We start from the raw sequence: 25,654 nt of genomic DNA, 5'->3' as shown, positions 1-25,654 counted from the left end.
ACCCGGCCGGGTCGGCGTTAAGAGGATGGGGATTCCGTTCACATAAACGACTGAGTTGCAGTGCGGATTCTCCATGAAATGCCCCTCATGCCCTACAATCTGTCAACAGAATGTGAAAACGTCAATACAGCTAACCACGATTTACAACAATGGTGAGAATTCACAAACAAAGATTAAAAAAACTTCGGACCACTATTTTCAGCAGAGAAATTTGTGCTACGCGGACAACGCCAGAATTAATCTCTTCATACTTCGCAACATTTGGTGGTTAACGTTTGTGCATATTATGAAAAATTTCTGACGAGATGCTGCATATCTGAGCGATTAATATCATGAACGTTAAAGCGCACAGCGGAAAATGCTGGGTTCAGTCATAAGTAACACCCAAAAAAGATTCAAGCACATATCAAAAAAGACAATGGAATATGTCACAAAATCGTTAACACACAGAGCGAATTGGGGCACGTTTTTGGTCGCAGTGGTGCAGATCAGTCACAGGCAGGGAATTGCCTGATGACGCTTCGCCCGTAGGCCGGATAAGGCGCTTGCGCCGCCATCCGGCAATGCCGGGTACGATGTGATGTTTTTGCCTGATGACACTTCGCTTATCAGGCCTACGAATGCAAAAAAGCCTGCTCAAGAGCAGGCTTTTTGAATTTGGTCGGTGATAGAGGATTACTCGCCACTGCATGGCTCGCCCAGCGGGCCGTTGCTGACGCAACGTTGTCTCGCTTCGCTCGGCTCGAACCTCTTCCCCCGGAGGTTCTCATCCTCACTGGCTTTAGATGCAAAAAAGCCTGCTCAAGAGCAGGCTTTTTGAATTTGGTCGGTGATAGAGGATTCGAACCTCCGACCCCTTCGTCCCGAACGAAGTGCGCTACCAGGCTGCGCCAATCACCGAATGCGGGGCGCATATTACTGCTGAGGTGCGCGCCCGTCAATCCCTTAGTATCAAAATGCCATCTAATAGGCGAGAAAGTCAGCAGCGCGGTTAGTTCGCTGCAGCTTTCCCCGCTTCAGGAATACGGCACCAGTTACTGTTCTCATTGATTCCGCCATCTGGCGAGGTAAAGCCGAGGCAACCCATAATGGTGTCGTAGAGTTCAACATGACGACGCGGCACCTTCATTTCGGCTTCCTGCTTCAACTGAGCAAACATCTGCGCATGTTGCGGATTCTCAAGATACTTGTCGGACATCCAGACCAGCATAGGCACGCGGAACTGCTCTGGCGGCGCCATATTACGCGGCGTACCGTGCAGATGCTCACGCTCATTGATCGACTCGCCATGATCCGCAGCATAGAACACGATGGCTTTCTTATCGCGCAGCTGGTCAAAAACGCTGGTAATAAAATGGTCGACGTAAGTCACCGAGTTATCGTAAGAGTTGATCATCTGGGCTCTGGTACAGCCGTTATCCACTCCGACACACTCCGGCGTCCATTGCGCATAGCTACGCGGATAGCGCTGGGTATAGTTAAAGTGCGACCCTTTGGTATGCAGAATAATCAAATGCTTACCATCAGTATTGCGCTTTAATGACTGCTGCATTTCTTCAACCAACAGCATGTCATCGACAGTCTTGCCACGGTTGCGCGGCTCGGCGCCAATCTGCTCACGATAGGCGATATTATCGGCCATCGTGTTGCTGTAGAACCACATCTCACTCTGCATCGCATACAGATCTGAGCTGAAACCTAACTGCTTAAGCACCGCAAAAATGTTCTGCTCTTTCAACGTACGTTGCGGATTATCTTCCGCCCCGCCCTGACGCACGAACATGCAACGCAGGGAGAGTTTTGTCGCGGTGTCGCATGAGTAACCACGGAATGCCGCCAGGTTTTTCTCCTGAGCCAGCTTCGGCGTGGTATTTCGTTCATAGCCGAAAATACCCATGTGATCCCAGCGCGTCGTTTCGCCAATGATGAACACCACATACGTATCATCAATGTCTTTTGGCGCAACGTAGGTGAATTTCTTGGCAGGGTTCATTAACGACTTATTATCGGAGGATTCATCCACCTGCGCCCAGGCGTACAGACCCAACGCGGATAACCAGTTTGATGGCAGGTAAGAGTTTGCCACCACGCCGCCATAACTGGGTAAATCGACCCCCGTCGCCCGCTCAACTTTCTTCTGCTGTACGTCAAGCAAACGAATCGGCGCCCAGACCATCACCCCGGAAAGCACGACAACGGCCACGCTGCGAACGCGCAGACCCGGCGTGCGCAACTGGCGCAGTAGCGTGTAGCGGCAGCGGTTGCTCCAGATAAAAAACAGCGGCAGGATGCTCACCGCCACTAACCATAGAATGAAATGCAGCCCCACAACCTCTTTCGATAAATCAATATCGGTAGTCATGACAGAGGCCACAATGCCGTAGCCGATGACCACATTCAGGAAGGTCATGTAATAACTGGCGCCAGCGGAAAAGAGCACGACCAGCGTGGTCAGTACACGCCAGGCTCGTCGGCCAAACAGCGAGAGAAGGCGTAACAAAAAGAACGTGACGAGAACAGTGCCCGCCAACTCGACAGCCGCAGAGAGTCCTTTCCAGACGGTAAATTCTTGCGCGTAGCTACCGAAGCGACGGTAAAATACAGCACAATTCATAAACAGACCGATATAAAGCGCCAGCAAGAAGCTAAGCCTTTGCTGCGTTATCGACTTAATGTATCTCATGCAAACAAACCCTGGGAGTCGGGATTAAAACTGCCTGCGCAACGGTCAAACAGACCGGACAGGTGAAAATGCGGAAGTAGTAGTATCAGGACAATCTACAAGCGCGGCTAAGTAGACCACAAGAAGAGGAAAAAGTGTCTACAAAGTGTGTGATCAAAGCATAGATTTACAAAAATGCAAGAATCAATGCACAAATTATCAGTGATGGCAGGCGGGGAATACGAAAAAAGGCCAGTCATTACACTGGCCTTTTCAACGTGTTTATCAGATGTGAGGGTTACGCATGCACCGCTTCGAGTCGTTCTTGTTTCGGCTGGCGAATCGTCGTGGAGAGCGCCAGAGAGATAATCAACAACGCGAAGATAACGCAGAAGGTAACGTAAAACCCACCGAACAGAGACGCTATCAGCGAACCGCAGATACTGCCGATACCAAAGCCTAAGTAAATTACACCGTAGTTTTTCGCCAGATTGTTCAGGCCGAAGAACTCGCTGACCAGCGATGGGTACACCGTGATCGTACCGCCAAAGTTAAACGCGACACAGGCGATGGCTGCAAAGAACGTTACCTCATTCAGCGGGGCGAAAAGCAGCGCCGCCATACCAACCAGTGAAATGACCTGACCGATCGTGATGACCCGGATACGGGACATTTTGTCAGACAGAATACCCAGAACCAGACGACCAGACAGGTTGGCGATAGAGATGACGGTCACTGCATTTGCCGCCGTCGCAACGTCCATATGCACCAGACCCTGAGCAATATCTTTCGCCACACCAATGACATACAAACCGCTCATGCAAGCTGTCAGGAACATCACCGCCAGCATCCAGTACTGAGGTTTACGCATGGATTCCGCCAGCGTGTAGTCGTTCTCCATTACGCCATTTTTCGCTTTAACTTCCTGATTCGGTGCGTCTTTCATCAGCGTGGCACCAAAAACAATCATCACCAGCGCAATAGCGCCCCAAATCATGAACGTTTTTTCCAGACCGACGCTTGCCAGAAGATGGCTATCGATAAATTTGAAGCCCAGGCTGCCCAGACCATAAGACCCAATCGCAAAAGCAGAAATCAGACCTTTGCGCTCCGGGAACCACTTCACGCAGTTGGAGAGGGTTAACAGGTATCCTGCGCCATCCGCCAGACCGACCAACACACCGGCACTCAGCCACAGCATGATCAGGTTGTCAGAGTGAGCGGTCAGGAAGAACCCCACGCCCAGCATAATCCCTGAAGCCATCGTGACGCGTTTCACGCCGAAACGTTCCTGAAGCTTCCCGGCAACGGAAGAAGAGATCGCCAGACCCAGGCTCAACAGACCGAATGAGAACGCAACCTGACTGACGGGCGCATTCAGTTTTTCAGAAAGCGCGCCATTAAACAGGCTCCAGGTGTAAACAGAGCCTAACGCAAATTGTGTAATGATGGTGCCGATAAGCGTTAACCAACGGGTGCGCTGATAATCAGAATTTTTCATGGCCGTCTTCCTGCATAAACAAATGGAGTCATTCACTGCTGACCACAATAACGAAGTGCTTTTTATGCAGGGAAAAAACGGCATGAAATGCCATCAGAACGGAATGAAATGCCTGGATTGCGGAATGAATGACGAGACAAATAAGCGATGTGCTGATTTTTTTTGAGTCAGTTAGTACACACTATCGCTGAGAACGTTGTAAATATTGAATACGCCATGTGAATAAATTGTTTTAATTACGTATCCGCATTGATCAAAATCTGGCACTTACCCCCATGGTGTAAAGATAGTCACTGGTATTCGCGCTATTTTCTGCCTGCGAGAGCGCCGCATAGGCCGCCATATGAGGGTTCAGCAACATGTCTGCGCCCACGGTCACATCCAGCCAGTTGCTCTCCTGGCTTGTGGCTGTCATACGGCTCAACCCCGATTGCGCTTTCCAGATATTTTCCCCGAATTGCTGGTTGTAGCTAATTTGCGCCCAGGGCCGCACATCGCCGAACTGCGAATTAACTCGCCAGCCTAGCGTACTGACACTGGCATGCCACAAGGGATCGGTCAGCGTTTGCGTCGTCACGCTATCGCCAAATTCGTTGTACGCCGTGGTAGTCGAGCCGTCGTAATGCAGGGCGGCAATGGGCCCTGTGGTGACCCGCTCCGAAACGGGGATGTTCCAGCCCATGCTCATACCGCTGGTCGACTCTACCGGCGATTCATCCGCCAGACTGACCACCAGCCCAGGCGAATGCTGAGCAGCGCTAATACGTTCTGCCAGAATATCGTTATAACTTGGTTGGTGATCGCTATCCCATGTATAACGTTCTGTCGTATGACCCGAAACGGCATCAACGATATATTCTTGTTGCCAGGCATAAGCTGTGTTGATGTAAAACGAACAGACTACTACGCTCGCCATCACGCATAACGCCCGGCGACCACTGCATTTTTTTATAATCATCAACGCGACTCCAGAGAAGAGCCGAATTCGGCGATATTATTGTCATTGTGTGAAGGATATCGGGCAACTTAGCCCTGTATTAAATATTGTCTTTTTAGCTGGCGCGTCAAGGCGAGCCGAATGAAATATTTACGGTAGTCAAAAGCGAGGAAGAATATGCAGCGTTGCGGCTGGGTCAGTCAGGATCCCCTTTACATTGCTTATCACGACAAGGAATGGGGCGTCCCCGAAACCAATGGCAAAAAACTGTTCGAAATGATCTGCCTGGAAGGGCAACAGGCCGGGTTGTCCTGGATAACCGTGTTGAAAAAGCGTGAAAACTATCGCGCTAATTTTTATCAGTTTGATCCCGTTCGCGTAGCGGCCATGCAGGAAGAGGACGTCGAACGCCTGCTCCAGGATGCCGGCATCATTCGCCATCGTGGAAAAATTCAGGCCATCATCGGCAATGCCCGGGCTTACCTTGCGATGGAGCAAAACGGTGAATCGTTTGCCGATTTTGTCTGGTCGTTTGTTGATAACCCGCCACAGGTGACGCGTGCCGCCGAACTGAGTGAGATCCCCACATCTACCCCCGCCTCCGATGCGCTCTCTAAGGCGTTAAAAAAACGTGGGTTTAAGTTTGTCGGAACCACTATCTGCTACTCCTTTATGCAGGCGTGCGGACTGGTCAATGACCATGTGACCGGCTGTTTTTGCCATCCGGGAGAACCTCATGATTCGCGAGTCTCAGAGTAACGATATGGCGTCGCTACTGGCGCTATGGATGAAGAGCACCCTTTACGCCCACCCGTTCATTGAAGCGCGCTACTGGCATGAGAGCGAGCATTTAGTGCGCGATGTCTATTTGCCTGCTGCGCAAACCTGGGTATGGGAAGAAGACGGCATTCTGAAAGGTTTCGCCAGCGTCATGGAGGCGAGATTTCTGGGCGCGCTGTTTGTCGCGCCAGAGGCCATCAGAAGCGGGATCGGTAAAGCGCTGGTCCAGTTCGTTCAACAGCGCTTTCCGGTTCTCAGTCTGGAGGTCTACCAGAAAAATCAGTCTGCCGTGAATTTCTACCATGCGATGGGTTTTCGTATTGAAGACAGCGCATGGCAGGACGATACCCGGCATCCGACCTGGATCATGAGTTGGCGGGCGGATCAAACGCCGTAAGCATCAACGCCGGACCGGTGTACTTCTCCACCCATGCCAGTGCGGTGTTGCCTGCACAACCATTCCCCAGCCGCGAGCTGGGGAGATCTTTGGTCAACACGTTTACCGCGCCATTTTTGCACATTCCCCCCGCTGTATTATCCAGGTCTGGCCACGCGCCTTCGTGAATACACATAACGCCAGGCTTAATCCCTTCCGTGACCACCGCGCCCGCAAGGATTTGTCCACGCTGATTCCAGACCCGCACCGTATCGCCATCGGCAATGCCCCGCGCCTGAGCATCCCGTGGATGCAGTGTGATCGGCTCGCGCCCGGCCACCGCGTACTGCTCGCGCAGTGAGCTGTAGTTGAGCTGGCTGTGTAAGCGATGCGCCGGATGCGCAGATAAAACCTGCAGTTGATCCGCTTCAGCGTTACCGTGCCATTCGTCCGGTGCCAGCCACGTCGGATGTCCCGGACAATCGGCATAACCGTAACCGGCAATTCGCTGGCAGTAGATCTCAATTTTGCCGCTGTCTGTTTTTAGCGGATAAGCCCAGGGATCACGACGAAAATCGGCGAAGCGAACAAACTGCGCATTGGCCGGGTGTTCCGCCATTTCAATGAAGGTATTCTTCGCCCAGAACGACGCAAACGGCGGCAGCGTCACCTGCTGGCTGGCGCCGCGTTTCCCGGCAATGTTGTAAAACGTCTCCAGCCACTCCAGCTCGCTTTTTCCTTCAGTGAAACGCGCATAGCCGCCCGCTTCCCAGCGTTCGCACAGCGCAGCAAACACATCAAAATCATTGCGTGCTTCATCACGCGGCGGCACAACCTGCTTCATGGGCACCAGGTGCTGGTTGCTGTAATCCCCGGTCATGGTTAAATCGTTGCGTTCATAGGAGGTCGTGGCAGGCAACACAATATCCGCGTGCTTTGCCGCCGCCGTCCAGAAACATTCGGAGATAACCACCAGCTCCGGCTTTTGCCAGGCCTGAATCAGGCGATTGGTGTCCTGGTGATGGGTAAAGTTCGCCCCGCCTGCCCACCAGACAAAGCGAATGTCCGGGAAGCGACGGTCCATGCCGTTATGCTGGTAAAACCCGCCGGGGTTCTCGAGCGCTTCCACGATGCGCGCTACCGGAATTTTATCCACCGCATCGGTGCCGCCCTTGAGGCTTCCTTGCATGGAAGCCAGTACCGCCGCGCGTCGCGTCGGGTTACCGCCATTGGCAAAGTGATAAGACAGACCAAAACCGCCGCCGGGTGTGCCAATCTGCCCAAGCATGGCGGCAAGCGTGACGATCATCCAGTGTTTTTGCTCGCCAAATTGCTGGCGCTGCATGCCCCAACCAGCCATCAACATGGTGGTGTTTTGATGAAAAATTTCTGCCAGTTCGCGAATTTTCGCTGCCGATACGCCACAAATTTCTGCAGCCCACTCCGCCGTCTTCGCTGTCCCGTCGCTCACGCCCAGCAGGTAGTCAGCGAAGCGCTCATATCCGGTCGTGCAGCGCGCCAGAAAGGTTTCATCATGCCAGCCGTTTTCGACCAGCGTATGCGCAATACCCAGCATCAGTGCGACATCCGTGCCCATATGCGGGGCGATCCACTCTATTTTTTCGCCAAAGAAATCGACGCTTTCCGATCGCATGGGATCGATACAGATCAGCCGTTTACCGCTTTTACGCAGCGCATCAAAATAGGCGATACCCTGTTCATCCGACGCATTCCACGCAATTTTCAGCGTATTTAGCGGGTTAGCGCTCCACAACACCACCACATCACTGTGTTCCAGAATCATCGGCCAACTGGTTTGCTGCTGATAGACCTCATTTCCCCCGACCACATACGGCATAATGGCCTGCGCCGCGCCGGTAGAGTAATCTCCCAGATGCCCCGTATACCCGCCAGCAAGCGCCATATACCGCTGCAACAACGTCGCCGCTTTGTGGAGTACGCCGTTCGAGCGCCAGCCGTACGAGCCCGCGAAAATCGACGCCGGACCATGGTTGTCGCGAATGCGTTTGTGCTGCGCGTGAATCAGATCCAGCGCCTCATCCCAGCTCACACGGACAAATTCATCCTGTCCGCGCACGCCCTGCGGGCATTCTGGCGAGGCGAGGAATCCTTTACGCACCATCGGGAAACGAACCCGGGTTTTACTGTGGACCTGATCGCGCACGACGGTTTGCAGCGAGTTAGGATGTGACGTAGGTAATGCTCCACGGGACGAAAAGACGGTGTTACCATCCGTCTCGACCAGAACGGGTCCCCAGTGAGCTGCGGTGAGTACTGAATAGCGTGATGATGCGTTGGACAAGTGAGACGCTCCTGCAGGTGTGGCGGCTTTTTTATTGTTCCGTTCAATGTTACTTACAAATTTAAGAGTCTTCCCTGGAATTTTCTTCATGTTCACGCGTCATAATCAATCGCCACGGTCGCTGTGGTAAAGAATAAAAAGTCATTAAGGAATTAAGATGAAGAAACGTGTATTTGTGATTGCTGCCATCGTGAGCGGCGCCCTGGCGGTATCTGGCTGCACAACAAACCCTTACACCGGTGAACGCGAAGCGGGTAAAGCCGGTATTGGCGCAGGTATTGGTACGCTGGTTGGTGCTGGCGTCGGCGCTCTCTCCTCATCCAAAAAGGATCGCGGTAAAGGCGCACTGATTGGCGCCGCGGCGGGAGCTGCATTAGGTGGCGGTATTGGCTACTACATGGACGCGCAAGAAGCAAAACTGCGCGAGAAAATGCAGGGAACAGGCGTGAGTGTGACGCGTAGTGGCGATAACATCATTCTGAACATGCCAAACAACGTAACCTTCGACAGCAGCAGCGCCAACCTGAAACCAGCGGGTGCCAATACTCTGACAGGCGTCGCGATGGTACTGAAAGAGTACAATAAAACGGCAGTCAACGTCCTTGGTTACACCGATAGCACCGGTAGCCAGGACCTGAACATGCGTCTGTCGCAACAGCGCGCCGACTCCGTGGCCAGTTCTCTGATCACCCAGGGTGTTGAAGCTAACCGTATCCGCACCAGCGGTATGGGCCCGGCAAACCCAATTGCCAGCAACAGCACCGCAGAAGGCAAAGCGCAGAACCGCCGCGTCGAAATCACCTTAAGCCCGATTCAGTAATTTTTGTTGCCGGAAAACGACGCACCAGCGTCTTGTCCGGCCTCGGGTAGACATTCGCAAGCCCGGTAAGCATCCCGCTGCCGGGCAAAATACTTGATGAGCCAAATTTACGCGCTAAGGTGTTCTCTCTTACAGGCGTGGGAATCTCCTATGGCAACATCAGCGCATCCCACCATCAGCGACGCAGCAAAAGCTGCACGCCTTCCGCCTCTTACACGTTTATGGGGGTGGCACTTTTTACCCCAGTATGGCTAACTCTAATCGTTAAACCCGCAAATAATCATCAGCTGCCGGTTGGCGCACGCCACGCGTAAATTTTAACTCACGGAGATTTGCATGAAGCCGTCCATTATTCTCTACAAAGCGTTGCCTGACGATTTACTGCATCGCCTGGAAGCACACTTCGCCGTTACGCAGGTGCCAAACCTGTGTCCGGAGACGGTAGAACAACACGCCACTGCCTTTGCCGCGGCAGAAGGCCTGCTGGGCTCCAGTGAAGCCGTCAACAGCACATTGCTGGAGAAGATGCCGCAACTGCGCGCAACATCCACCATCTCGGTAGGCTATGACAATTTTGATGTGGATGCCCTGAATGCGCGCAATGTACTGCTGATGCACACGCCCACCGTACTGACAGAAACCGTTGCCGATACGGTGATGGCGCTGATCCTGAGCACGGCACGTCGCGTGGTGGACGTCGCAGAGCGCGTGAAGGCGGGCGAATGGACGAACAGTATTGGCCCGGATTGGTTTGGTACCGATGTTCACCACAAAACAGTGGGGATCGTTGGCATGGGCCGCATTGGTCTGGCACTGGCGCAGCGTGCCCATTTCGGTTTTAACATGCCGGTTCTCTATAACGCGCGTCGCCGCCACCAGGAGGCGGAGGATCGTTTTAACGCGCGCTATTGCGACCTCGACACACTGTTACAGGAATCTGACTTTGTTTGCCTGATCCTGCCGCTAACAGAAGAAACGCATCATCTGTTTAGTGCAGAACAATTTGCCAAAATGAAGTCTTCCGCCATTTTCATCAACGCAGGGCGTGGCCCGGTTGTCGATGAAAACGCACTGATTGCCGCCCTGCAAAACGGCGTGATTCACGCAGCAGGCCTGGATGTGTTTGAGCAAGAGCCGTTGCCGGTAGACTCACCGTTACTGTCTCTGTCGAACGTGGTGGCGGTGCCGCACATCGGATCGGCGACCCATGAAACGCGCTATAACATGGCCGCCTGCGCCGTGGATAATTTAATCGATGCGCTGCAAGGCAAGGTAGAGAAGAATTGCGTTAACCCGCAAGTCGCAAGGTAGTAATAAAAAAGAGGCGAATCGCTCGCCTCTTTTTTATATCAACGGGTTCAATGCCCGATCCTCTCGGGCATTAATCGTTTATTCGGTCGCGTTCACCGCAGCCGTCCATGCCTGAGTAAATGCCTGATGCTGGGATGCCAGCGGGCCAATCAGCGTGTTGTACTGGCTGGCTTGTTGAGATGTAGGGAACTGAATGCCGTTCGCCACAAAGCTCACCTGCGCTTCTTGCTGCGCCACAAAATCGCCGACCTGTACCAGTTGCTGCGTAAAAATTTGCGCGGCTGGGATCAGCGGCTGTAATGCATCTGCCGGAGCGGAAACGACTTTGCTGTAAACCTTATCGAAAACAGGTTTCAGATCGTCAGCCTGTTTCAGCGCGCTATGCGCAGCATCTGCCTGCAATTTCGCGTTCTGCAATTGCTGGGCAAGCACACCTAACGAACCATTTGCCTGACGCAGCGGTTCACGTTGGGTTAAGTAATCCTGAGGAACGCGGATTGCATTGACGCTATCAACGACCGGGCGCAGACCCGCATCCATCGCCTGATTTACCTGCTGCGAAAAGCCATACAGAACGGCGTAATCAGAAACAAAGGGGCCAAACTGTTTTTTCTGATCGGCAGTCAGCGTCGGTAAACGCTCCCCGCTACGCATTGCAGTATTCTGCAGGAAATCGATAAACGCTTTGCGCTGATCGCCTTCTTTATCAAAACACCCGCTCAGGCTAACTACCATTAATAACGCCACAACAGGCGCAAACCAGCGAGAGCAGGACTTACCTGTCGCCATTTTAATACTCCTTTCACCCATAAATGCGCACAACGACACCCGCGTGCCTGACGCTGACAAGGATAGTCCAGGTCAGGCTTGCAAGATACCCTTTCCACGTAATCTTGTAGCGGAAAATTACACAAGTGAAGGCGGCAATACCACGAGACATGGAAAGCTGATCCTGCGCTGCCGGGAACCAGGTCCCTGACCCCACCTTCGCGATATAGTAAGAATTTCGTAATCTTTACAAATGTTGCTGATACTGTGCAGATCTCGACCGATATCAGGCCATTAGAAAACGGTTGATCCGCGTCGGACTTGTGCTGAAACGAATCCACTTCGGGATAACACACTGTGTCTTTCTCCCCGCCCTATTTTTCCCGACTATTCTTAATGAGCTTCGATGAAATTCACGATCCCGCTGTGTGATTTATAGGAGTTATCAATGGAATATAAAGATCCCATGCCTGAGCTACTGAGCAGCCTGGAACAGATTGTTTTTAAAGATGAATATCAAAAGATGGCCCTGACGCATAAGCCCAGTCCCTTCACCGAATTTGAACAACTGCGAAGAGGAACCGGGTTGCAAACAGATGAGTTCGCCAGAGCGTTGGGCGTGACAGTTGCTACGGTGCAAGAGTGGGAGTCAAAACGCGTAAAGCCTTCCGCCACCGAGTTAAAACTGATGCGTCTCATCCAGGCGAACCCGAGATTAAGTAAGCAATTGATGGAGTGAGCGACCTGCAAACTCCCTCACTTAACGGTCCTGCATCGGGACCGTTTTCCCGCTTAGTTTCCAAAAAGAGAAAATAAAAGTTGCATCAATACGCATTACATGAGTTAATGCACTCAACGGTTTGACGTACAGACCATTAAAGCAGTTTAGTAAGGCAAGTCCCCTTCAAGAGTTATCGTTGATACCCCTCGTAGTGCGCATTTCCTTAACGCTTAAAAAATCTGTAAAGCACGCCATATCGCCGAAAGGCAAACTTATTTTTTAAAAGGTAATACACTATGTCCGGTAAAATGACTGGTATCGTAAAATGGTTCAACGCTGATAAAGGCTTCGGCTTCATCACTCCTGACGATGGCTCTAAAGACGTGTTCGTACACTTCTCTGCTATCCAGAACGAAGGTTACAAATCTCTGGATGAAGGTCAGAAAGTTTCCTTCACCATCGAAAGCGGCGCTAAAGGCCCGGCAGCTGGCAACGTAACCAGCCTGTAAGCTTAAAAAGCTCAGAATTCAAGATCCCTGCCAGATGGCGGGGATTTTTTTTATCTGAATTCCACAGTCCTTCTCTCACCCGTCTTTGCATTACTTTACCTGCGTTACCTTTGACCCTCCCCTTAGGGCAAGCATTATAGTGAAATCCCTGTTTTTCACATGGAATTGAAGCTATGCCGAAATCCTCACTCTTGTTATGCCTGGGATTACTCACCAGCAGCGCCGCATTCGCCGCGACGTCAGAATCTACATTCCTTGCAGAGCATGGGCTTGCCGGTAAATCCGTTGAACAGATCGTCGAAACCATTGATCAGTCTCCGCAAAACCGCCCGCTGCCTTACTCTGCATCCATAACCAGTACCGAGCTGAAGTTATCGGACGGAGACCAGACATACACGTTACCGCTGGGTGATAAGTTCTATCTCTCCTTTGCGCCTTATGAACAGCAAACGCATCCCTGCTTCAACCACAGCCTTTCCGGCTGTCGGGGAGAGATGCCGAACACAACATTTAACGTGAAAGTAACGGATAACAAGGGTGACGTTGTCGTCCAAAAAGAGATGAAAAGCCATCAGAACGGCTTTGTCGGCGTGTGGCTGCCACGCAAGATGGAGGGCGCCATTGAAGTGAGCTACAACGGCAAGAAAGCGGTTCATCCTATTAAGACCATGAATGACAGCCAAACCTGCCTGACGTCGTTGCAGCTGCGCTAACCCTTCTGCATAAAAAAACCTGCCATTCGGCAGGTTTTTTTGCATCAGAGCGAACGCTTACTGCAGCAGCGAAATATCCGCGACGCGCAGGAACAGTTCACGCAGTTTTTCGAGCATAGAGAGACGGTTAATACGCAAGTCTTTATCCTCGACGTTCACCATCACTTTCTCGAAGAAAGCATCGACCGGCTCACGCAGTTCAGCCAGTTCAACCAGCGCTTCCTGATAGCGGCCTTCCGCGAAGAACGGCTCCAGCTTATCGCGCAGCACCACAACCTGCATCGCCAGCTTAATTTCTTCTGGCTCTTTCAGGGTCGCGGCGTTCACACGCTCGTTCAGCGTTTCGTCGGATTTCGCCAGAATGTTGGATACACGCTTGTTAGCCGCAGCCAGTGCAGATGCCGCTTCCAGAGTACGGAAGTGCGAAACCGCCTTCATACGCGCATCGAAGTCTGCCGGACGGGTCGGACGACGCGCCAGCACTGCCTGAATGGTGTCGACGGTGTAGCCTTCATCCTGATACCAGGCGCGGAAACGGCCCAGCATAAAGTCGATAACGTCATCCACCACGTTGGTGTTCGTCAGCTTGTCGCCGTACAGACGCACCGCTTCTTCGGTCAGCGTCTGCAGATCCAGATTCAGGTTCTTCTCAACGATGATACGCAGCACGCCCAGCGCAGCGCGACGCAACGCAAACGGATCTTTGTCGCCTTTCGGATGCTGACCGATACCGAAGATACCCGCCAGGGTGTCCATCTTGTCGGCAATCGCCACAGCACATGCCACCGGGTTTGACGGCAGTTCATCACCCGCGAAACGCGGCTGATACTGCTCGTTCAGCGCCACGGCCACATCTTCCGCTTCGCCATCATGACGCGCGTAGTGCATGCCCATCACACCCTGAGTGTCGGTGAACTCGAAGACCATGTTGGTCATCAGGTCGCACTTAGACAGCAGACCCGCGCGGGTCGCGTGGTTTACGTCAGCGCCAATCTGTCCAGCAATCCAGCCTGCCAGCGCCTGAATACGATCAGTCTTGTCACGCAGCGTACCCAGTTGCTGTTGGAACAGCACGGTTTGCAGACGCGGCAGGTTATCTTCCAGACGTTTTTTACGGTCGGTGTTGAAGAAGAACTCAGCATCAGCCAGACGCGGACGCACCACCTTCTCGTTACCAGAGATGATCTGCTGCGGATCTTTCGACTCAATGTTGGAGACGAAGATAAAGTTCGGCAGCAGTTTGCCGTCGTTCGCGTAAACCGGGAAGTACTTCTGGTCACCTTTCATGGTGTGCACCAGCGCTTCAGACGGCACTGCGAGGAATTTTTCTTCGAATTTCGCGGTCAGGACAACCGGCCACTCCACCAGCGAGGCAACTTCTTCCAGCAGGCTTTCGCTCAGGTCAGCGTTACCGCCAATCTTACGTGCAGCGTCTTCTGCATCCGCTTTAATCTTCGCCTTACGCTCTTCGTAATCCGCGATGACTTTGCCGCGCTCACGCAGAATTTCAGGATACTGATCGGCGTTGTCGAGGGTGAATTCCGGCTCGCCCATAAAGCGATGACCGCGAATCACGCGATCGGACTGAATGCCCAGAATCGTTGCCGGAATGACTTTATCGCCCAGCAACAGAGTCACGGTATGTACCGGACGCACGAAGTGGACGTCGCTTGCACCCCAGCGCATCAGTTTAGGGATCGGCAGTTTCGCCAGCGAGGTTGCCACCATGTTCGGCACCAGCGCTTCGGTGCTTTCGCCCTTCACGTGGGCGCGATAGAGCAGCCATTCGCCTTTGTCGGTGGTCAGACGCTCGGCCTGGTCTACGGTTATCCCGCAGCCACGTGCCCAACCTTCTGCCGCTTTGCTCGGTTTACCTTCAGCGTCGAACGCCTGGGCAATCGCCGGGCCGCGTTTTTCAACTTCGCGGTCTGCCTGTGATTCAGCCAGATTCGCGACTTTCAGCGCCAGACGACGCGGAGCAGCAAACCACTCAACGTTGCCGTGTGCGAGACCGGCGTTATCCAGCTCCGCGGTAAAGTTCGCAGCAAAGGACTCCGCCAGGCTGCGCAGGGCTTTTGGTGGCAGCTCTTCAGTGCCGATTTCCACCAGAAAAGTTTTCTCAGACATGGCCGCCTCTTACTTGTCTTTGTTGCACATCGGGAAGCCAAGGGCTTCACGGGAAGCATAATAAGCTTCTGCCACTGCTTTGGTCAGGGTGCGAATGCGCAGAATGTAGCGCTGACGCTCGGTGACGGAGATGGCTTTACGCGCATCCAGCAGGTTGAAGCTGTGAGCGGCTTTCAGAATACGCTCGTAGGCTGGCAGCGGCAGTGGGTTTTCCAGCGCCAGCAGTTGTTGAGCTTCTTTCTCATACTGCTCGAAGCAGGAGAACAGGAAGTCCACGTCCGCGTATTCGAAGTTGTAGGTGGATTGCTCCACTTCGTTCTGATGGAACACGTCGCCGTAGGTGGTTTTACCCAGCGGGCCGTCGCTCCAGACCAGGTCGTAAACACTGTCTACGCCCTGAATGTACATCGCCAGACGTTCCAGACCGTAGGTGATCTCGCCGGTCACCGGTTTACACTCCAGACCGCCCACCTGCTGGAAGTAAGTGAACTGAGTCACTTCCATCCCGTTCAGCCACACTTCCCAGCCCAGACCCCAGGCACCCAGCGTCGGGTTTTCCCAGTTATCTTCCACGAAACGGATGTCGTGGATGGTCGGGTCCATTCCCAGCTCTTTCAGGGAACCGAGGTACAGCTCCTGAATGTTGTCCGGAGATGGCTTGATGACCACCTGGAACTGATAGTAGTGCTGTAAACGGTTCGGGTTTTCGCCGTAGCGGCCATCGGTCGGACGACGTGAAGGCTGCACATAGGCAGTCGCCATCGGCTCTGGCCCCAGCGCACGCAGGCAAGTCATTGGGTGAGAAGTCCCCGCGCCGACTTCCATGTCCAATGGTTGAACAATGGTGCAGCCCTGGCGAGCCCAGTAATCCTGTAAGGTCAGGATCAAGCCCTGGAAGGTCCTGGTATCAAACTTTTGCATATTATTTCGTGCTGGATACGTGTGGATTTAAAGGAAGGGATCAGTATACCCGCTGACTGCAAGATATACAGTACGAAACGGGAAAAAGGCAGGGCTTAACGCATGGAAAGGTGTAAAAACTGCCCGTCCGCGTCAAAAGAACAGACAAAACCCTCTTTGCGGAAGGTATAGCCACGCATTTCATAACTGCCCTGAAATTGTTCAAAGCCGGTAACATCAATTTTTTGTGGGCCTGTGTTGTAGCGCTTTGCCGCCTGACCTTTGCACAACGCTTCCATATCCAGCGTTCTCGAGGGGCTTACTTTGAGTTTCTGCGCTTTTTGCACCGGCGGTTGCTCGCCAGCACATCCTGCCAGCACCAGAGTCAACATGGCCGGGAAGAGAGACTTCATCATCATTTTTATTACCGCCTTATATGCCGGTCTGTCTTATTATTATTAACGTTCGCGTAGCCAGCGCATTTTGCGAATCTCGCCAGCGCATCACAAGCTTTAGCGTATAAACTCAGATTATTCCAGTGAGATACACCGGCAAATCACCAGTCAGACTATTTTTAGAACAGCAACAGAGGCACTGATGCAGCCCAAAATATATTGGATTGATAATCTGCGCGGGATAGCGTGTTTAATGGTGGTCATGATTCATACCACCACCTGGTATGTCACGAATGCGCAAAGCGTCAGCCCGATGAATTGGGATCTTGCGAATATCCTGAACTCAGCTTCACGCGTGAGCGTTCCGCTTTTCTTTATGATTTCAGGCTTTCTCTTTTTTGGGGAACGTAGCGCCCAGCCACGTCATTTTTTACGTATTGCGCTCTGCCTGTTGTTCTACAGCGGCGTGGCGCTGGCATATATCGCGTTGTTTACCTCTATCAACGCAGAACTCTCGCTGAAAAATCTGCTGCAAAAACCGGTGTTCTACCATTTATGGTTTTTCTTCGCGATCGCCGTTATCTACCTGGTATCACCGCTGATACAGGTCAAAAATGTCAGTGGAAAAATGTTGCTGGTACTGATGGTAATGATTGGCATCATCGCGAATCCCAATACCGTGACGCAGAAAATAGGGGGATTTGAGTGGCTACCGATTAATTTATATATCAATGGCGACACCTTCTATTACATCCTGTACGGCATGCTCGGTCGGGCCATTGGCATGATGGACACACAAAAAAGAGCGCTCACCGTAATAAGCGCGCTGCTTTGCATTACCGCCGTGGTGGTGATTTCTCGAGGCACGTTGTATGAACTTCGCTGGCGGGGAAACTTTGCCGATACCTGGTATGTCTATTGCGGACCTGCGGTGTTTGTTTTCGCGATGTCGCTGCTGACGCTGGTCAAGAATACGTTGAATAAACAAACCGTTCCGGTTCTGGGGCTGATCTCGCGTCATTCACTCGGCATTTATGGATTCCACGCGCTCATTATCCATGCGTTGCGCACCAATGGGATTGAAATGAAACAGTGGCCGCCGCTGGATATCGTCTGGATTTTCAGTATCACGCTGGCAGGGAGCTTGCTACTTTCCATGCTATTGCAGCGAGTGGATACGCGCAGGCTGGTCAGCTAAGCTGACAAATGATGGCTCCGGCCATCATTCACTTTCACAATATGACGCGTACATGTCCGTGCCGTACAGACACACTCCCACCGCCAACAGGCAGGTCACTTTCATCACCGGTGACAACTCAATATTCCATAACCCAACGAACAGCATTCCCGAACCAAACAATAACAAATACTTGCAGTGAGTAAGCAGACGTTCGTTGTCGGTCTGATCATAATGAATCAGCACAGGAAAGCCCATCATGACGATAACGCCCAAAAAATAGCCTTTTTGGCACAACGTTTGGCAAACAGGCCATAGTCCTGCCAGATAGATCAGCGCTCCACAGACCAGCAGTAGTAACCCCACTGCCCGCTTCCTGCGCACAATGTTATCGTCCATATCACTCTCCTTATGCTTTGGTGATTCACATTAAGGCAAGAAATAGAGATGAGAAAGACGATGGCGTGGCCATACCGTGAAAATCAGAAAACATACATATTAATTTCTATGTGTATTCAAAGAATTAATAGATATGACGAATCCCTTCCGACATGAACCGGAAGGGATTGCGGATTAAGACATCAGCGGCAAGAGTTGCTGATAGAGGCGGCGGAAAGTGTCACGCTGCTGTTGATAACGCGCATGGCGGTGTGCATCCGGATAATGCGCCTGTTCCAGCGGGAGTTGCGGCAGCAAATCGGATAACGGCTTTTCGCTATTCACTGCAATTTGCGCCAGACGCGCCGCCCCTAGTGCCGGTCCCACATCGCCACCGGTGCGATAATCTAATTGCAATCCACTGATATCAGAGAGCATCTGCCGCCAGTACTCACTGCGGGCACCGCCGCCAATCAACGTAATGCTGCCGGGTTGCACACCACACGCATGTACCGCATCCATACCATCGGCCAGCGCGTAACCGACCCCCTCCAGCACCGCCCGCGCCAACTCTGCCGGGCCATGCTGATGCGTCAGACCAAAGAACACCCCCTTAGCCTGCGGGTTGTTGTGCGGCGTACGCTCACCGGAAAGATAGGGCAGGAACCAGACAGGCTCGACGTTGTCGTCCGCCTGTTGCGCGGCGGCGATCAGCGCAGGAACATTTGCCATCCCGGTTAATTTTGCCGCCCAGTCCAGGCAAGAGGCGGCGCTCAGCATGACGGACATTAAATGCCAGCGTCCGGGCAGCGCATGGCAAAAACTGTGTACTGCGCTTTCGGGTCTGCTGAGAAAGCCATCGCTCACCGCAAAATACACGCCGGATGTGCCCAGAGAGAGCATCGCCTGATCGGCATTCATCATCCCGACGCCAACAGCACCGGCTGCGTTATCGCCTCCGCCGGCCACAACAGGCACCGCAGACATCCCCCAGCGCTGCGCCACCTCTGGCAACAGCGTACCAGTGATATCGCTCCCTTCGTATAAAGCGGGCATATGCTCACGGGTCAGCCCACACGCTTCAAGCATGACGTCACTCCAGTCACGCTTCGCCACATCCAGCCACATCGTACCTGCGGCATCAGACATGTCGCTGGCAAACTCACCGGTCATCCGCAGACGCAGATAATCTTTCGGCAGCAACACGCTGGCGACCTGACGAAAAATCTCCGGCTCGTGGCGTTGAACCCACAATACTTTAGGCGCGGTAAAACCAGGCATCATCAGGTTGCCGGTTATGGCGCGCGATGCTGGCACCTGTTTTTCAAGTAATACGCACTCTTCGCCGCAGCGACCGTCATTCCACAGAATCGCCGGGCGTAATACTTTCTGTTGTTTATCAAGTAACGTGGCACCATGCATTTGCCCCGCAATACCCACGGCTTTCACGCCGCTCAAGGTGTGCTGCTGACTCAACGCTTTTACCGCACGATCGGTCGCCTGCCACCACTGTTCAGGATCCTGCTCCGACCATAATGGATGAGGCCGGGAGACGGTAAGCGCCTCTGTTTGTGAGGCAACGACCTCCCCTTGCTCATTCACCAGAATGGCCTTCACGCCGGAGGTACCCAGATCAATCCCGATATACATAGCGATGATTCCTTTAAAAGAAATGCCCGGTGGCGTTCTCGCTTACCGGGCTTACGGGCAGCTAATGAAGCCGGTTACTTGTCGAACAGATATTGATTCACCAGATTTTCCAGCAACTCCTGATGGCCGCTCTGATGAACCGGTGCCAGGTTACGTTGCTCAGCATACTGCGACAGCTCACTGAGTGATAACTGACCTTTCAGGATTTGCTGACCCAACTCGCCATTCCATCCGGCATAACGTTTCGCCACGCGTTTATCCAGTTCACCGTCTTCAAGCATACGCGCCGCCACCTTCAGCGACAGCGCCATGGTGTCCATTGCCCCAATGTGGCCGTAGAACAGATCGTATTTATCGGTGCTCTGACGACGCACTTTGGCGTCAAAATTCAGGCCGCCGGTGGTAAAGCCGCCCGCTTTCAGGATCTCATACATCACCAGTGCATTTTCTTCCACGCTTATCGGGAACTGATCGGTATCCCAGCCCAGTTGCGCGTCGCCACGGTTGGCGTCAACGGAACCAAAAATACCCAGCGCGATAGCAGAGGCAATTTCATGATGGAAAGAGTGTCCCGCCAGTGTGGCATGGTTTGCTTCAATGTTAACTTTGATCTCTTTTTCCAGGCCGAACTGTTTGAGGAAGCCGTAGACAGTCGCCACATCATAGTCGTACTGGTGTTTAGTGGGTTCCTGCGGTTTGGGTTCGATCAGCAGCGTGCCCTGGAAGCCAATTTTGTGTTTATGCTCAACCACCATCTGCATAAAGCGACCAATTTGCTCGCGCTCCTGCCGCAGGTCGGTATTCAGCAGGGTTTCGTAGCCTTCACGACCGCCCCACAGTACGTAGTTTTCCCCACCCAATTTATGGGTGGCATCCATTGCCGTCACCACCTGAGTGGCCGCCCAGCTAAAGACTTCCGGGTCGGGGTTAGTGGCTGCACCCGCGCCGTAGCGAGGATTGGTAAAGCAGTTCGCCGTCCCCCATAACAGCTTCACGCCGCTCTGGTCTTGCTTTTGCGCCAGAACATCAACCATTTGCGCAAAGTTATTTTTGTACTCTTGTAACGAAGCGCCTTCAGGTGAGACATCCACATCATGGAAACAGTAATACGGCACATTCAGTTTGTGGAAAAACTCAAATGCGACATCAGCCTTGCGCTTCGCAAGTTCAATCGCGTCGCCAGGTTGCTGCCATGGACGGTTAAACGACCCGACGCCAAACATGTCGGCGCCATTCCAACAGAAGGTATGCCAGTAGCACGCCGCAAAACGCAAATGATCTTCCATGCGTTTGCCCAACACGATTTCGTCCGGATTATAGTGACGAAATGCTAATGGATTAGTCGATTTGGTGCCTTCATAACGAACACGATCAAGCTGGTCAAAATAGGCTTGCATAATGAACTCCATAATCAGGTAATGCGGCGGGTGATTGATAATGTCGTAATATTGGGCACTCCCTGACCATTGCTCAATTATGTTATTTCACACTGCCATTGAGATAATTCACAAGTGTGCGCCACTTCGCAAAATAAAAGTCAAACAATCAAAAAAACGTTACATATCAAACTTAAATGCAAGTTAATCGCTAATTCATTTAAAATAAGATCCCGGTCATAAATTACGAAATAAACCAAAAATCGTAACCGGAAGATAAAAATCTATAATTGCCTTCCGTGCATTAACTGTTAAAAATCTGCTACGTCTTACGCTGTGATTGTTACTTTTACTGCCGTCCTCTCCTACAAAAGGCATCACGATTATGAAGATGAAGATAAAAAATATTTTACTGACTGTCTGCACATCCCTTTTACTCACCAGCGTCGCGGGTCATGCCAAAGAAGTTAAAATCGGTATGGCGATTGATGATCTCCGCCTGGAGCGCTGGCAGAAAGATCGCGATATTTTCGTCAGCAAAGCGGAATCGCTCGGTGCAAAAGTATTTGTACAGTCTGCAAATGGTAATGAAGAAACCCAAATGTCGCAGATTGAAAACATGATCAACCGTGGCGTAGACGTCCTCGTGATAATTCCTTACAACGGACAAGTCTTAAGCAACGTCATCAAAGAGGCGAAACAAGAAGGGATAAAAGTCCTGGCTTATGACCGCATGATCAACGATGCCGATATCGATTTTTATATCTCTTTTGATAATGAAAAAGTGGGCGAATTACAGGCTCAATCATTGGTCAATATTGTACCCCAGGGAAATTATTTTCTGATGGGAGGATCACCTGTCGATAATAATGCAAAACTGTTCCGCGCCGGGCAAATGAAAGTATTAAAACCGTATATTGACGAAGGCAAAATTAAGGTCGTCGGCGATCAATGGGTTGACGGCTGGCTGCCTGAAAATGCGTTGAAGATTATGGAAAATGCTTTGACCGCCAACAATAACAAAATTGATGCTGTCGTCGCCTCAAATGACGCAACGGCGGGCGGTGCGGTTCAGGCGTTAAGTGCGCAAGGTTTATCAGGAAAAGTCGCTATTTCCGGGCAGGATGCGGACCTTGCCGGTATCAAACGCATTATGGCGGGAACGCAAACGATGACGGTGTATAAACCGATCACCCTGCTCGCCAACACTGCTGCGGAAATCGCTGTCGAATTGGGGAATGATCAACAGCCCAAGGCAGATACCACGCTGAACAATGGTTTGAAAGATGTCCCTTCCCGACTGCTTACACCTATTGATGTGAACAAAGACAATATTACCGAAACGGTCATCAAAGACGGGTTCCACAAGAAAAGCGAGCTTTAAGCGTTACGCCCTCTGAACCATCAGAGGGCTATACCGACGTTGCTGCACAATAACGACAGGTATACACGCAGGGTTCTCTCATTGGCTTATGTGGAGCAGTTATGCCATATCTACTTGAAATGAAGAGCATTACCAAGACATTCGGCGTCGTGAAGGCGGTTGATAACGTGAGCCTCAGGGTCAATGCTGGTGAAATCGTTTCATTATGCGGCGAAAATGGTTCCGGAAAATCGACATTAATGAAAGTGCTGTGCGGTATTTATCCGCACGGATCTTACGAAGGCGAGATCATTTTTGCGGGAGAAACGATTCAGGCCAACCATATTCGCGACACCGAACGCAAAGGTATTGCCATTATCCACCAGGAATTAGCCCTGGTTAAACATTTGACGGTTCTGGAAAATATATTTCTTGGCAGCGAAATCACGCGTCATGGCCTGTTGGATTACGACATGATGACGCTGCGTTGCCAAAAATTATTAGAACAGGTCAGCTTGTCCATTTCGCCCGATACACGAGTCGGTGATTTAGGTTTGGGACAACAGCAACTGGTCGAAATCGCCAAGGCGCTGAACAAACAGGTCCGCCTGCTCATTCTCGATGAACCCACGGCCTCGCTCACCGAGCAGGAAACCGCCATACTGCTGAATATCATTCGCGATCTGCAACAGCATGATATTGCCTGCATTTACATTTCACACAAACTCAATGAGGTTAAAGCCATTTCGAATACGATTTGCGTTATTCGCGATGGTCAGCATATTGGCACTCGTGATGCCACTGGCATGAGCGAAGACGATATTATCACCATGATGGTCGGTCGTGAGCTAACCGCGCTCTATCCCAGTGAACCACACACAATGGGAGACGAGATTTTACGGGTTGAGCACCTTACCGCCTGGCATCCTGTGAACCGCCATATTAAGCGGGTTAACGATATTTCCTTCTCCCTTAAGCGCGGTGAAATTCTGGGCATTGCCGGACTCGTTGGGGCCGGGCGTACCGAAGCCGTTCAGTGTCTGTTTGGCGTCTGGCCTGGTCGTTGGGAGGGGAAAATATTCATTGAGGGCAATCCGGTAGATATTCGTAACTGCCAGCAAGCCATTGCTCAGGGTATTGCCATGGTTCCCGAAGACCGTAAAAGAGACGGCATTGTTCCCGTGATGGCGGTGGGAAAAAACATCACGCTGGCGGCCCTCGATACCTTTACCGGGACACTGAGCCATCTCGATGATGCCGCAGAACAAAAATGCATTCTGGAATCTCTCCAGCAGCTCAAAGTCAAAACCTCCTCTCCCGATCTGGCCATTGGTCGTCTGAGCGGGGGCAATCAGCAAAAAGCGATTCTGGCACGTTGTCTCCTGTTAAATCCCCGCATTCTCATCCTTGATGAACCCACGCGGGGAATTGATATCGGCGCTAAATATGAAATCTACAAGCTTATTAACCAGCTTGTGCAGCAAGGTATCGCCGTCATTGTCATCTCTTCCGAATTACCCGAAGTGCTCGGACTGAGCGATCGCATCCTGGTGATGCATGAAGGAAAACTGAAAGCTAACCTGGTGAATCATAACCTGACTCAGGAGCAGGTCATGGAAGCCGCATTGAGGAGCGAACAGCATGTCGAAAAACACCCCGTCTGAAGCGAAACTTGCGGCCCCACGGGCAGGCGGCTTCCCCGGAATCAAATCGCTTAATTTACAAGTCTTCGTCATGATTGCGGCGATCATCGTAATCATGTTGTTTTTCACGTGGACCACAGAGGGCGCCTACCTGAGCGCCCGTAACGTCTCTAACCTGCTGCGGCAAACCGCGATCACGGGTATCCTGGCAGTCGGTATGGTGTTCGTGATTATCTCCGCCGAAATCGATCTCTCGGTCGGTTCGATGATGGGCTTATTGGGCGGCGTCGCGGCAATCTGCGATGTCTGGCTCGGGTGGCCATTACCGCTGACGGTGATCGTCACGCTGGCTCTGGGTTTGCTCCTCGGCACCTGGAACGGATGGTGGGTCGCCTACCGCAAAGTCCCTTCGTTTATTGTGACGCTTGCCGGCATGCTGGCTTTCCGCGGTATTCTCATCGGGATCACCAACGGCACAACCGTCTCTCCCACCAGCGCCGCCATGTCGCAGATTGGCCAAAGTTACTTGTCAGATGGTACTGGCTTTATCATCGGCGCACTCGGGTTAATGGCGTTTATCGGCTGGCAATGGCGCGGGCGTATGCGCCGCCAGGCGTTAGGTCTTGAATCTCCTGTACCGACGTCGGTTGTCGGTCGCCAGGCGTTGACGGCCATTATCGTATTAGGCGCGATCTGGCTGCTGAATGATTATCGTGGTGTCCCGACGCCGGTGCTGCTGCTGACGCTGTTGTTGCTTGGGGGGATGTTTATGGCAACGCGCACCGCCTTTGGTCGTCGCATTTACGCCATCGGCGGCAATATCGAAGCCGCACGTCTGTCTGGCATTAACGTCGAGCGTACCAAGCTCGCGGTCTTCGCCATTAATGGCCTGATGGTGGCGATTGCCGGGCTGATCCTCAGTTCACGACTTGGCGCAGGCTCCCCTTCCGCCGGGAATATTGCGGAACTGGATGCGATTGCCGCGTGTGTAATTGGGGGAACCAGCCTGGCGGGCGGTATCGGGAGTGTCGCCGGTGCCGTTATGGGCGCATTTATTATGGCCTCTCTCGACAATGGAATGAGTATGATGGATGTTCCCACCTTCTGGCAGTATATAGTGAAGGGAGCAATTCTGTTGCTGGCAGTATGGATGGACTCAGCAACCAAACGCCGTGCCTGAATGTAAGAAAATGGGGAAGTTTCAATGCCGGTAAATGCCTACCG

Annotated in this window: 22 protein-coding genes, 1 tRNA gene, 1 other RNA gene and 1 pseudogene; 12 read left to right on the top strand and 13 right to left on the bottom strand. The window is 52.3% G+C overall.

Annotated features, from left to right (window positions below):
* Nucleotides 1-658: 658 nt before the first annotated feature.
* The 5 genes from JM656_RS00775 to JM656_RS00755 all read right to left on the bottom strand — a co-directional run bounded on the left by JM656_RS00775 (nucleotide 659) and on the right by JM656_RS00755 (nucleotide 5,121).
* Nucleotides 659-791, bottom strand: a non-coding RNA gene (locus JM656_RS00775) — RtT sRNA.
* 32 nt (nucleotides 792-823) lie between these two features.
* Nucleotides 824-900, bottom strand: a tRNA-Pro gene (locus tag JM656_RS00770).
* Between the two features lie 91 nt (nucleotides 901-991).
* Nucleotides 992-2,683 carry a kdo(2)-lipid A phosphoethanolamine 7''-transferase gene (eptB, locus tag JM656_RS00765; protein ID WP_203359631.1) on the bottom strand — a complete coding sequence of 564 codons (1,692 nt, stop codon included), beginning with the start codon at nucleotides 2,681-2,683 and terminating at the stop codon, nucleotides 992-994.
* A gap of 277 nt (nucleotides 2,684-2,960) precedes the next feature.
* Nucleotides 2,961-4,163, bottom strand: coding sequence for an MFS transporter (locus tag JM656_RS00760; protein WP_203359630.1), 1,203 nt, complete (start codon nucleotides 4,161-4,163; stop codon nucleotides 2,961-2,963).
* Nucleotides 4,164-4,416: 253 nt separating this feature from the next.
* On the bottom strand, nucleotides 4,417-5,121 hold the full coding sequence (locus JM656_RS00755) for an autotransporter outer membrane beta-barrel domain-containing protein (RefSeq protein ID WP_203359629.1): 705 nt from the start codon (nucleotides 5,119-5,121) through the stop codon (nucleotides 4,417-4,419).
* Between the two features lie 156 nt (nucleotides 5,122-5,277).
* On the opposite strand from JM656_RS00755, the gene tag reads away from it, so the two are divergent.
* Entirely contained in the window at nucleotides 5,278-5,859 is a 582-nt protein-coding gene (gene tag / locus JM656_RS00750; RefSeq protein WP_203359628.1) for a DNA-3-methyladenine glycosylase I, read from the top strand.
* Nucleotides 5,837-6,277 (top strand): N-acetyltransferase, encoded by a 441-nt coding sequence (locus JM656_RS00745; RefSeq protein ID WP_203359627.1) that lies wholly within the window; start codon nucleotides 5,837-5,839, stop codon nucleotides 6,275-6,277. Before tag ends, JM656_RS00745 begins: the two co-directional genes overlap by 23 nt.
* Here the strand turns inward: JM656_RS00745 and JM656_RS00740 are convergent.
* On the bottom strand, nucleotides 6,246-8,579 hold the full coding sequence (locus tag JM656_RS00740) for a molybdopterin guanine dinucleotide-containing S/N-oxide reductase (protein WP_203359626.1): 2,334 nt from the start codon (nucleotides 8,577-8,579) through the stop codon (nucleotides 6,246-6,248). The two genes, JM656_RS00745 and JM656_RS00740, sit on opposite strands and share 32 nt — an antisense overlap.
* Before the next feature lie 157 nt (nucleotides 8,580-8,736).
* Here JM656_RS00740 and JM656_RS00735 point away from each other — a divergent pair, with 157 nt between their 5' ends.
* The 3 genes and pseudogenes from JM656_RS00735 (at nucleotide 8,737) to ghrB (ending at nucleotide 10,710) form a co-directional block, all read left to right on the top strand.
* A complete protein-coding gene (locus JM656_RS00735; RefSeq protein WP_203359625.1) occupies nucleotides 8,737-9,399 on the top strand; it encodes an OmpA family lipoprotein in 663 nt (220 codons plus the stop codon).
* Nucleotides 9,400-9,596: 197 nt separating this feature from the next.
* A pseudogene (locus JM656_RS22195) lies at nucleotides 9,597-9,713 on the top strand (hypothetical protein); the annotation flags it as partial.
* A 22-nt stretch (nucleotides 9,714-9,735) separates the two neighbouring features.
* Nucleotides 9,736-10,710, top strand: coding sequence for a glyoxylate/hydroxypyruvate reductase GhrB (gene ghrB, locus JM656_RS00730; protein ID WP_203359624.1), 975 nt, complete (start codon nucleotides 9,736-9,738; stop codon nucleotides 10,708-10,710).
* Nucleotides 10,711-10,788: 78 nt separating this feature from the next.
* On the opposite strand, the gene JM656_RS00725 is transcribed toward ghrB, so the two are convergent.
* Complete coding sequence (locus tag JM656_RS00725; protein ID WP_203359623.1) at nucleotides 10,789-11,499, bottom strand: DUF3053 domain-containing protein; 711 nt, start codon at nucleotides 11,497-11,499, stop codon at nucleotides 10,789-10,791.
* A 427-nt stretch (nucleotides 11,500-11,926) separates the two neighbouring features.
* Here JM656_RS00725 and JM656_RS00720 point away from each other — a divergent pair, with 427 nt between their 5' ends.
* The 3 genes from JM656_RS00720 to cueP all read left to right on the top strand — a co-directional run bounded on the left by JM656_RS00720 (nucleotide 11,927) and on the right by cueP (nucleotide 13,421).
* Nucleotides 11,927-12,217, top strand: a complete 291-nt coding sequence (locus JM656_RS00720; protein WP_203359622.1) for an HTH-type transcriptional regulator — start codon at nucleotides 11,927-11,929, stop codon at nucleotides 12,215-12,217.
* 278 nt (nucleotides 12,218-12,495) lie between these two features.
* On the top strand, nucleotides 12,496-12,708 hold the full coding sequence (gene cspA / locus JM656_RS00715; RefSeq protein ID WP_004126446.1) for an RNA chaperone/antiterminator CspA: 213 nt from the start codon (nucleotides 12,496-12,498) through the stop codon (nucleotides 12,706-12,708).
* A gap of 173 nt (nucleotides 12,709-12,881) precedes the next feature.
* On the top strand, nucleotides 12,882-13,421 hold the full coding sequence (cueP, locus tag JM656_RS00710) for a copper-binding periplasmic metallochaperone CueP (RefSeq protein ID WP_203359621.1): 540 nt from the start codon (nucleotides 12,882-12,884) through the stop codon (nucleotides 13,419-13,421).
* A 57-nt stretch (nucleotides 13,422-13,478) separates the two neighbouring features.
* On the opposite strand, the gene glyS is transcribed toward cueP, so the two are convergent.
* The 3 genes from glyS to JM656_RS00695 form a co-directional block, all read right to left on the bottom strand.
* Nucleotides 13,479-15,548: a glycine--tRNA ligase subunit beta gene (gene glyS / locus JM656_RS00705; protein WP_203359620.1), complete on the bottom strand. Its 2,070-nt coding sequence runs from the start codon at nucleotides 15,546-15,548 to the stop codon at nucleotides 13,479-13,481.
* 9 nt (nucleotides 15,549-15,557) lie between these two features.
* A complete protein-coding gene (gene glyQ, locus JM656_RS00700) occupies nucleotides 15,558-16,469 on the bottom strand; it encodes a glycine--tRNA ligase subunit alpha (RefSeq protein ID WP_006817708.1) in 912 nt (303 codons plus the stop codon).
* Nucleotides 16,470-16,564: 95 nt separating this feature from the next.
* A complete protein-coding gene (locus JM656_RS00695; protein WP_203359619.1) occupies nucleotides 16,565-16,867 on the bottom strand; it encodes a YsaB family lipoprotein in 303 nt (100 codons plus the stop codon).
* Between the two features lie 178 nt (nucleotides 16,868-17,045).
* Between JM656_RS00695 and JM656_RS00690 the strand changes: the two genes are divergently transcribed.
* The gene (locus JM656_RS00690) at nucleotides 17,046-18,041 is read left to right on the top strand and encodes an acyltransferase (RefSeq protein ID WP_203359618.1); all 996 of its coding nucleotides are present in this window, start codon (nucleotides 17,046-17,048) and stop codon (nucleotides 18,039-18,041) included.
* A 24-nt stretch (nucleotides 18,042-18,065) separates the two neighbouring features.
* On the opposite strand, the gene JM656_RS00685 is transcribed toward JM656_RS00690, so the two are convergent.
* From JM656_RS00685 to xylA, 3 genes are all read right to left on the bottom strand, one after another.
* Nucleotides 18,066-18,419 (bottom strand): YiaA/YiaB family inner membrane protein, encoded by a 354-nt coding sequence (locus JM656_RS00685; RefSeq protein ID WP_203359617.1) that lies wholly within the window; start codon nucleotides 18,417-18,419, stop codon nucleotides 18,066-18,068.
* Between the two features lie 174 nt (nucleotides 18,420-18,593).
* Entirely contained in the window at nucleotides 18,594-20,048 is a 1,455-nt protein-coding gene (gene xylB, locus JM656_RS00680; RefSeq protein ID WP_203359616.1) for a xylulokinase, read from the bottom strand.
* A gap of 74 nt (nucleotides 20,049-20,122) precedes the next feature.
* Nucleotides 20,123-21,445, bottom strand: a complete 1,323-nt coding sequence (xylA, locus tag JM656_RS00675) for a xylose isomerase (protein ID WP_203359615.1) — start codon at nucleotides 21,443-21,445, stop codon at nucleotides 20,123-20,125.
* A 370-nt stretch (nucleotides 21,446-21,815) separates the two neighbouring features.
* Between xylA and xylF the strand changes: the two genes are divergently transcribed.
* From xylF to xylH, 3 genes are all read left to right on the top strand, one after another.
* Nucleotides 21,816-22,808, top strand: coding sequence for a D-xylose ABC transporter substrate-binding protein (gene xylF, locus JM656_RS00670; RefSeq protein WP_203361189.1), 993 nt, complete (start codon nucleotides 21,816-21,818; stop codon nucleotides 22,806-22,808).
* A gap of 101 nt (nucleotides 22,809-22,909) precedes the next feature.
* Nucleotides 22,910-24,451 (top strand): xylose ABC transporter ATP-binding protein, encoded by a 1,542-nt coding sequence (locus JM656_RS00665; RefSeq protein WP_203359614.1) that lies wholly within the window; start codon nucleotides 22,910-22,912, stop codon nucleotides 24,449-24,451.
* Complete coding sequence (xylH, locus tag JM656_RS00660) at nucleotides 24,429-25,610, top strand: xylose ABC transporter permease XylH (RefSeq protein WP_203359613.1); 1,182 nt, start codon at nucleotides 24,429-24,431, stop codon at nucleotides 25,608-25,610. Before JM656_RS00665 ends, xylH begins: the two co-directional genes overlap by 23 nt.
* Nucleotides 25,611-25,654: the final 44 nt, after the last annotated feature.

This window comes from Citrobacter sp. R56 (assembly GCF_016811995.1).
Taxonomy (GTDB): domain Bacteria; phylum Pseudomonadota; class Gammaproteobacteria; order Enterobacterales; family Enterobacteriaceae; genus Citrobacter_D; species Citrobacter_D enshiensis.
The sequence above is the reverse complement of the archived record's forward strand: the minus strand, read 5'-3'. Positions and strand labels throughout refer to the sequence as shown.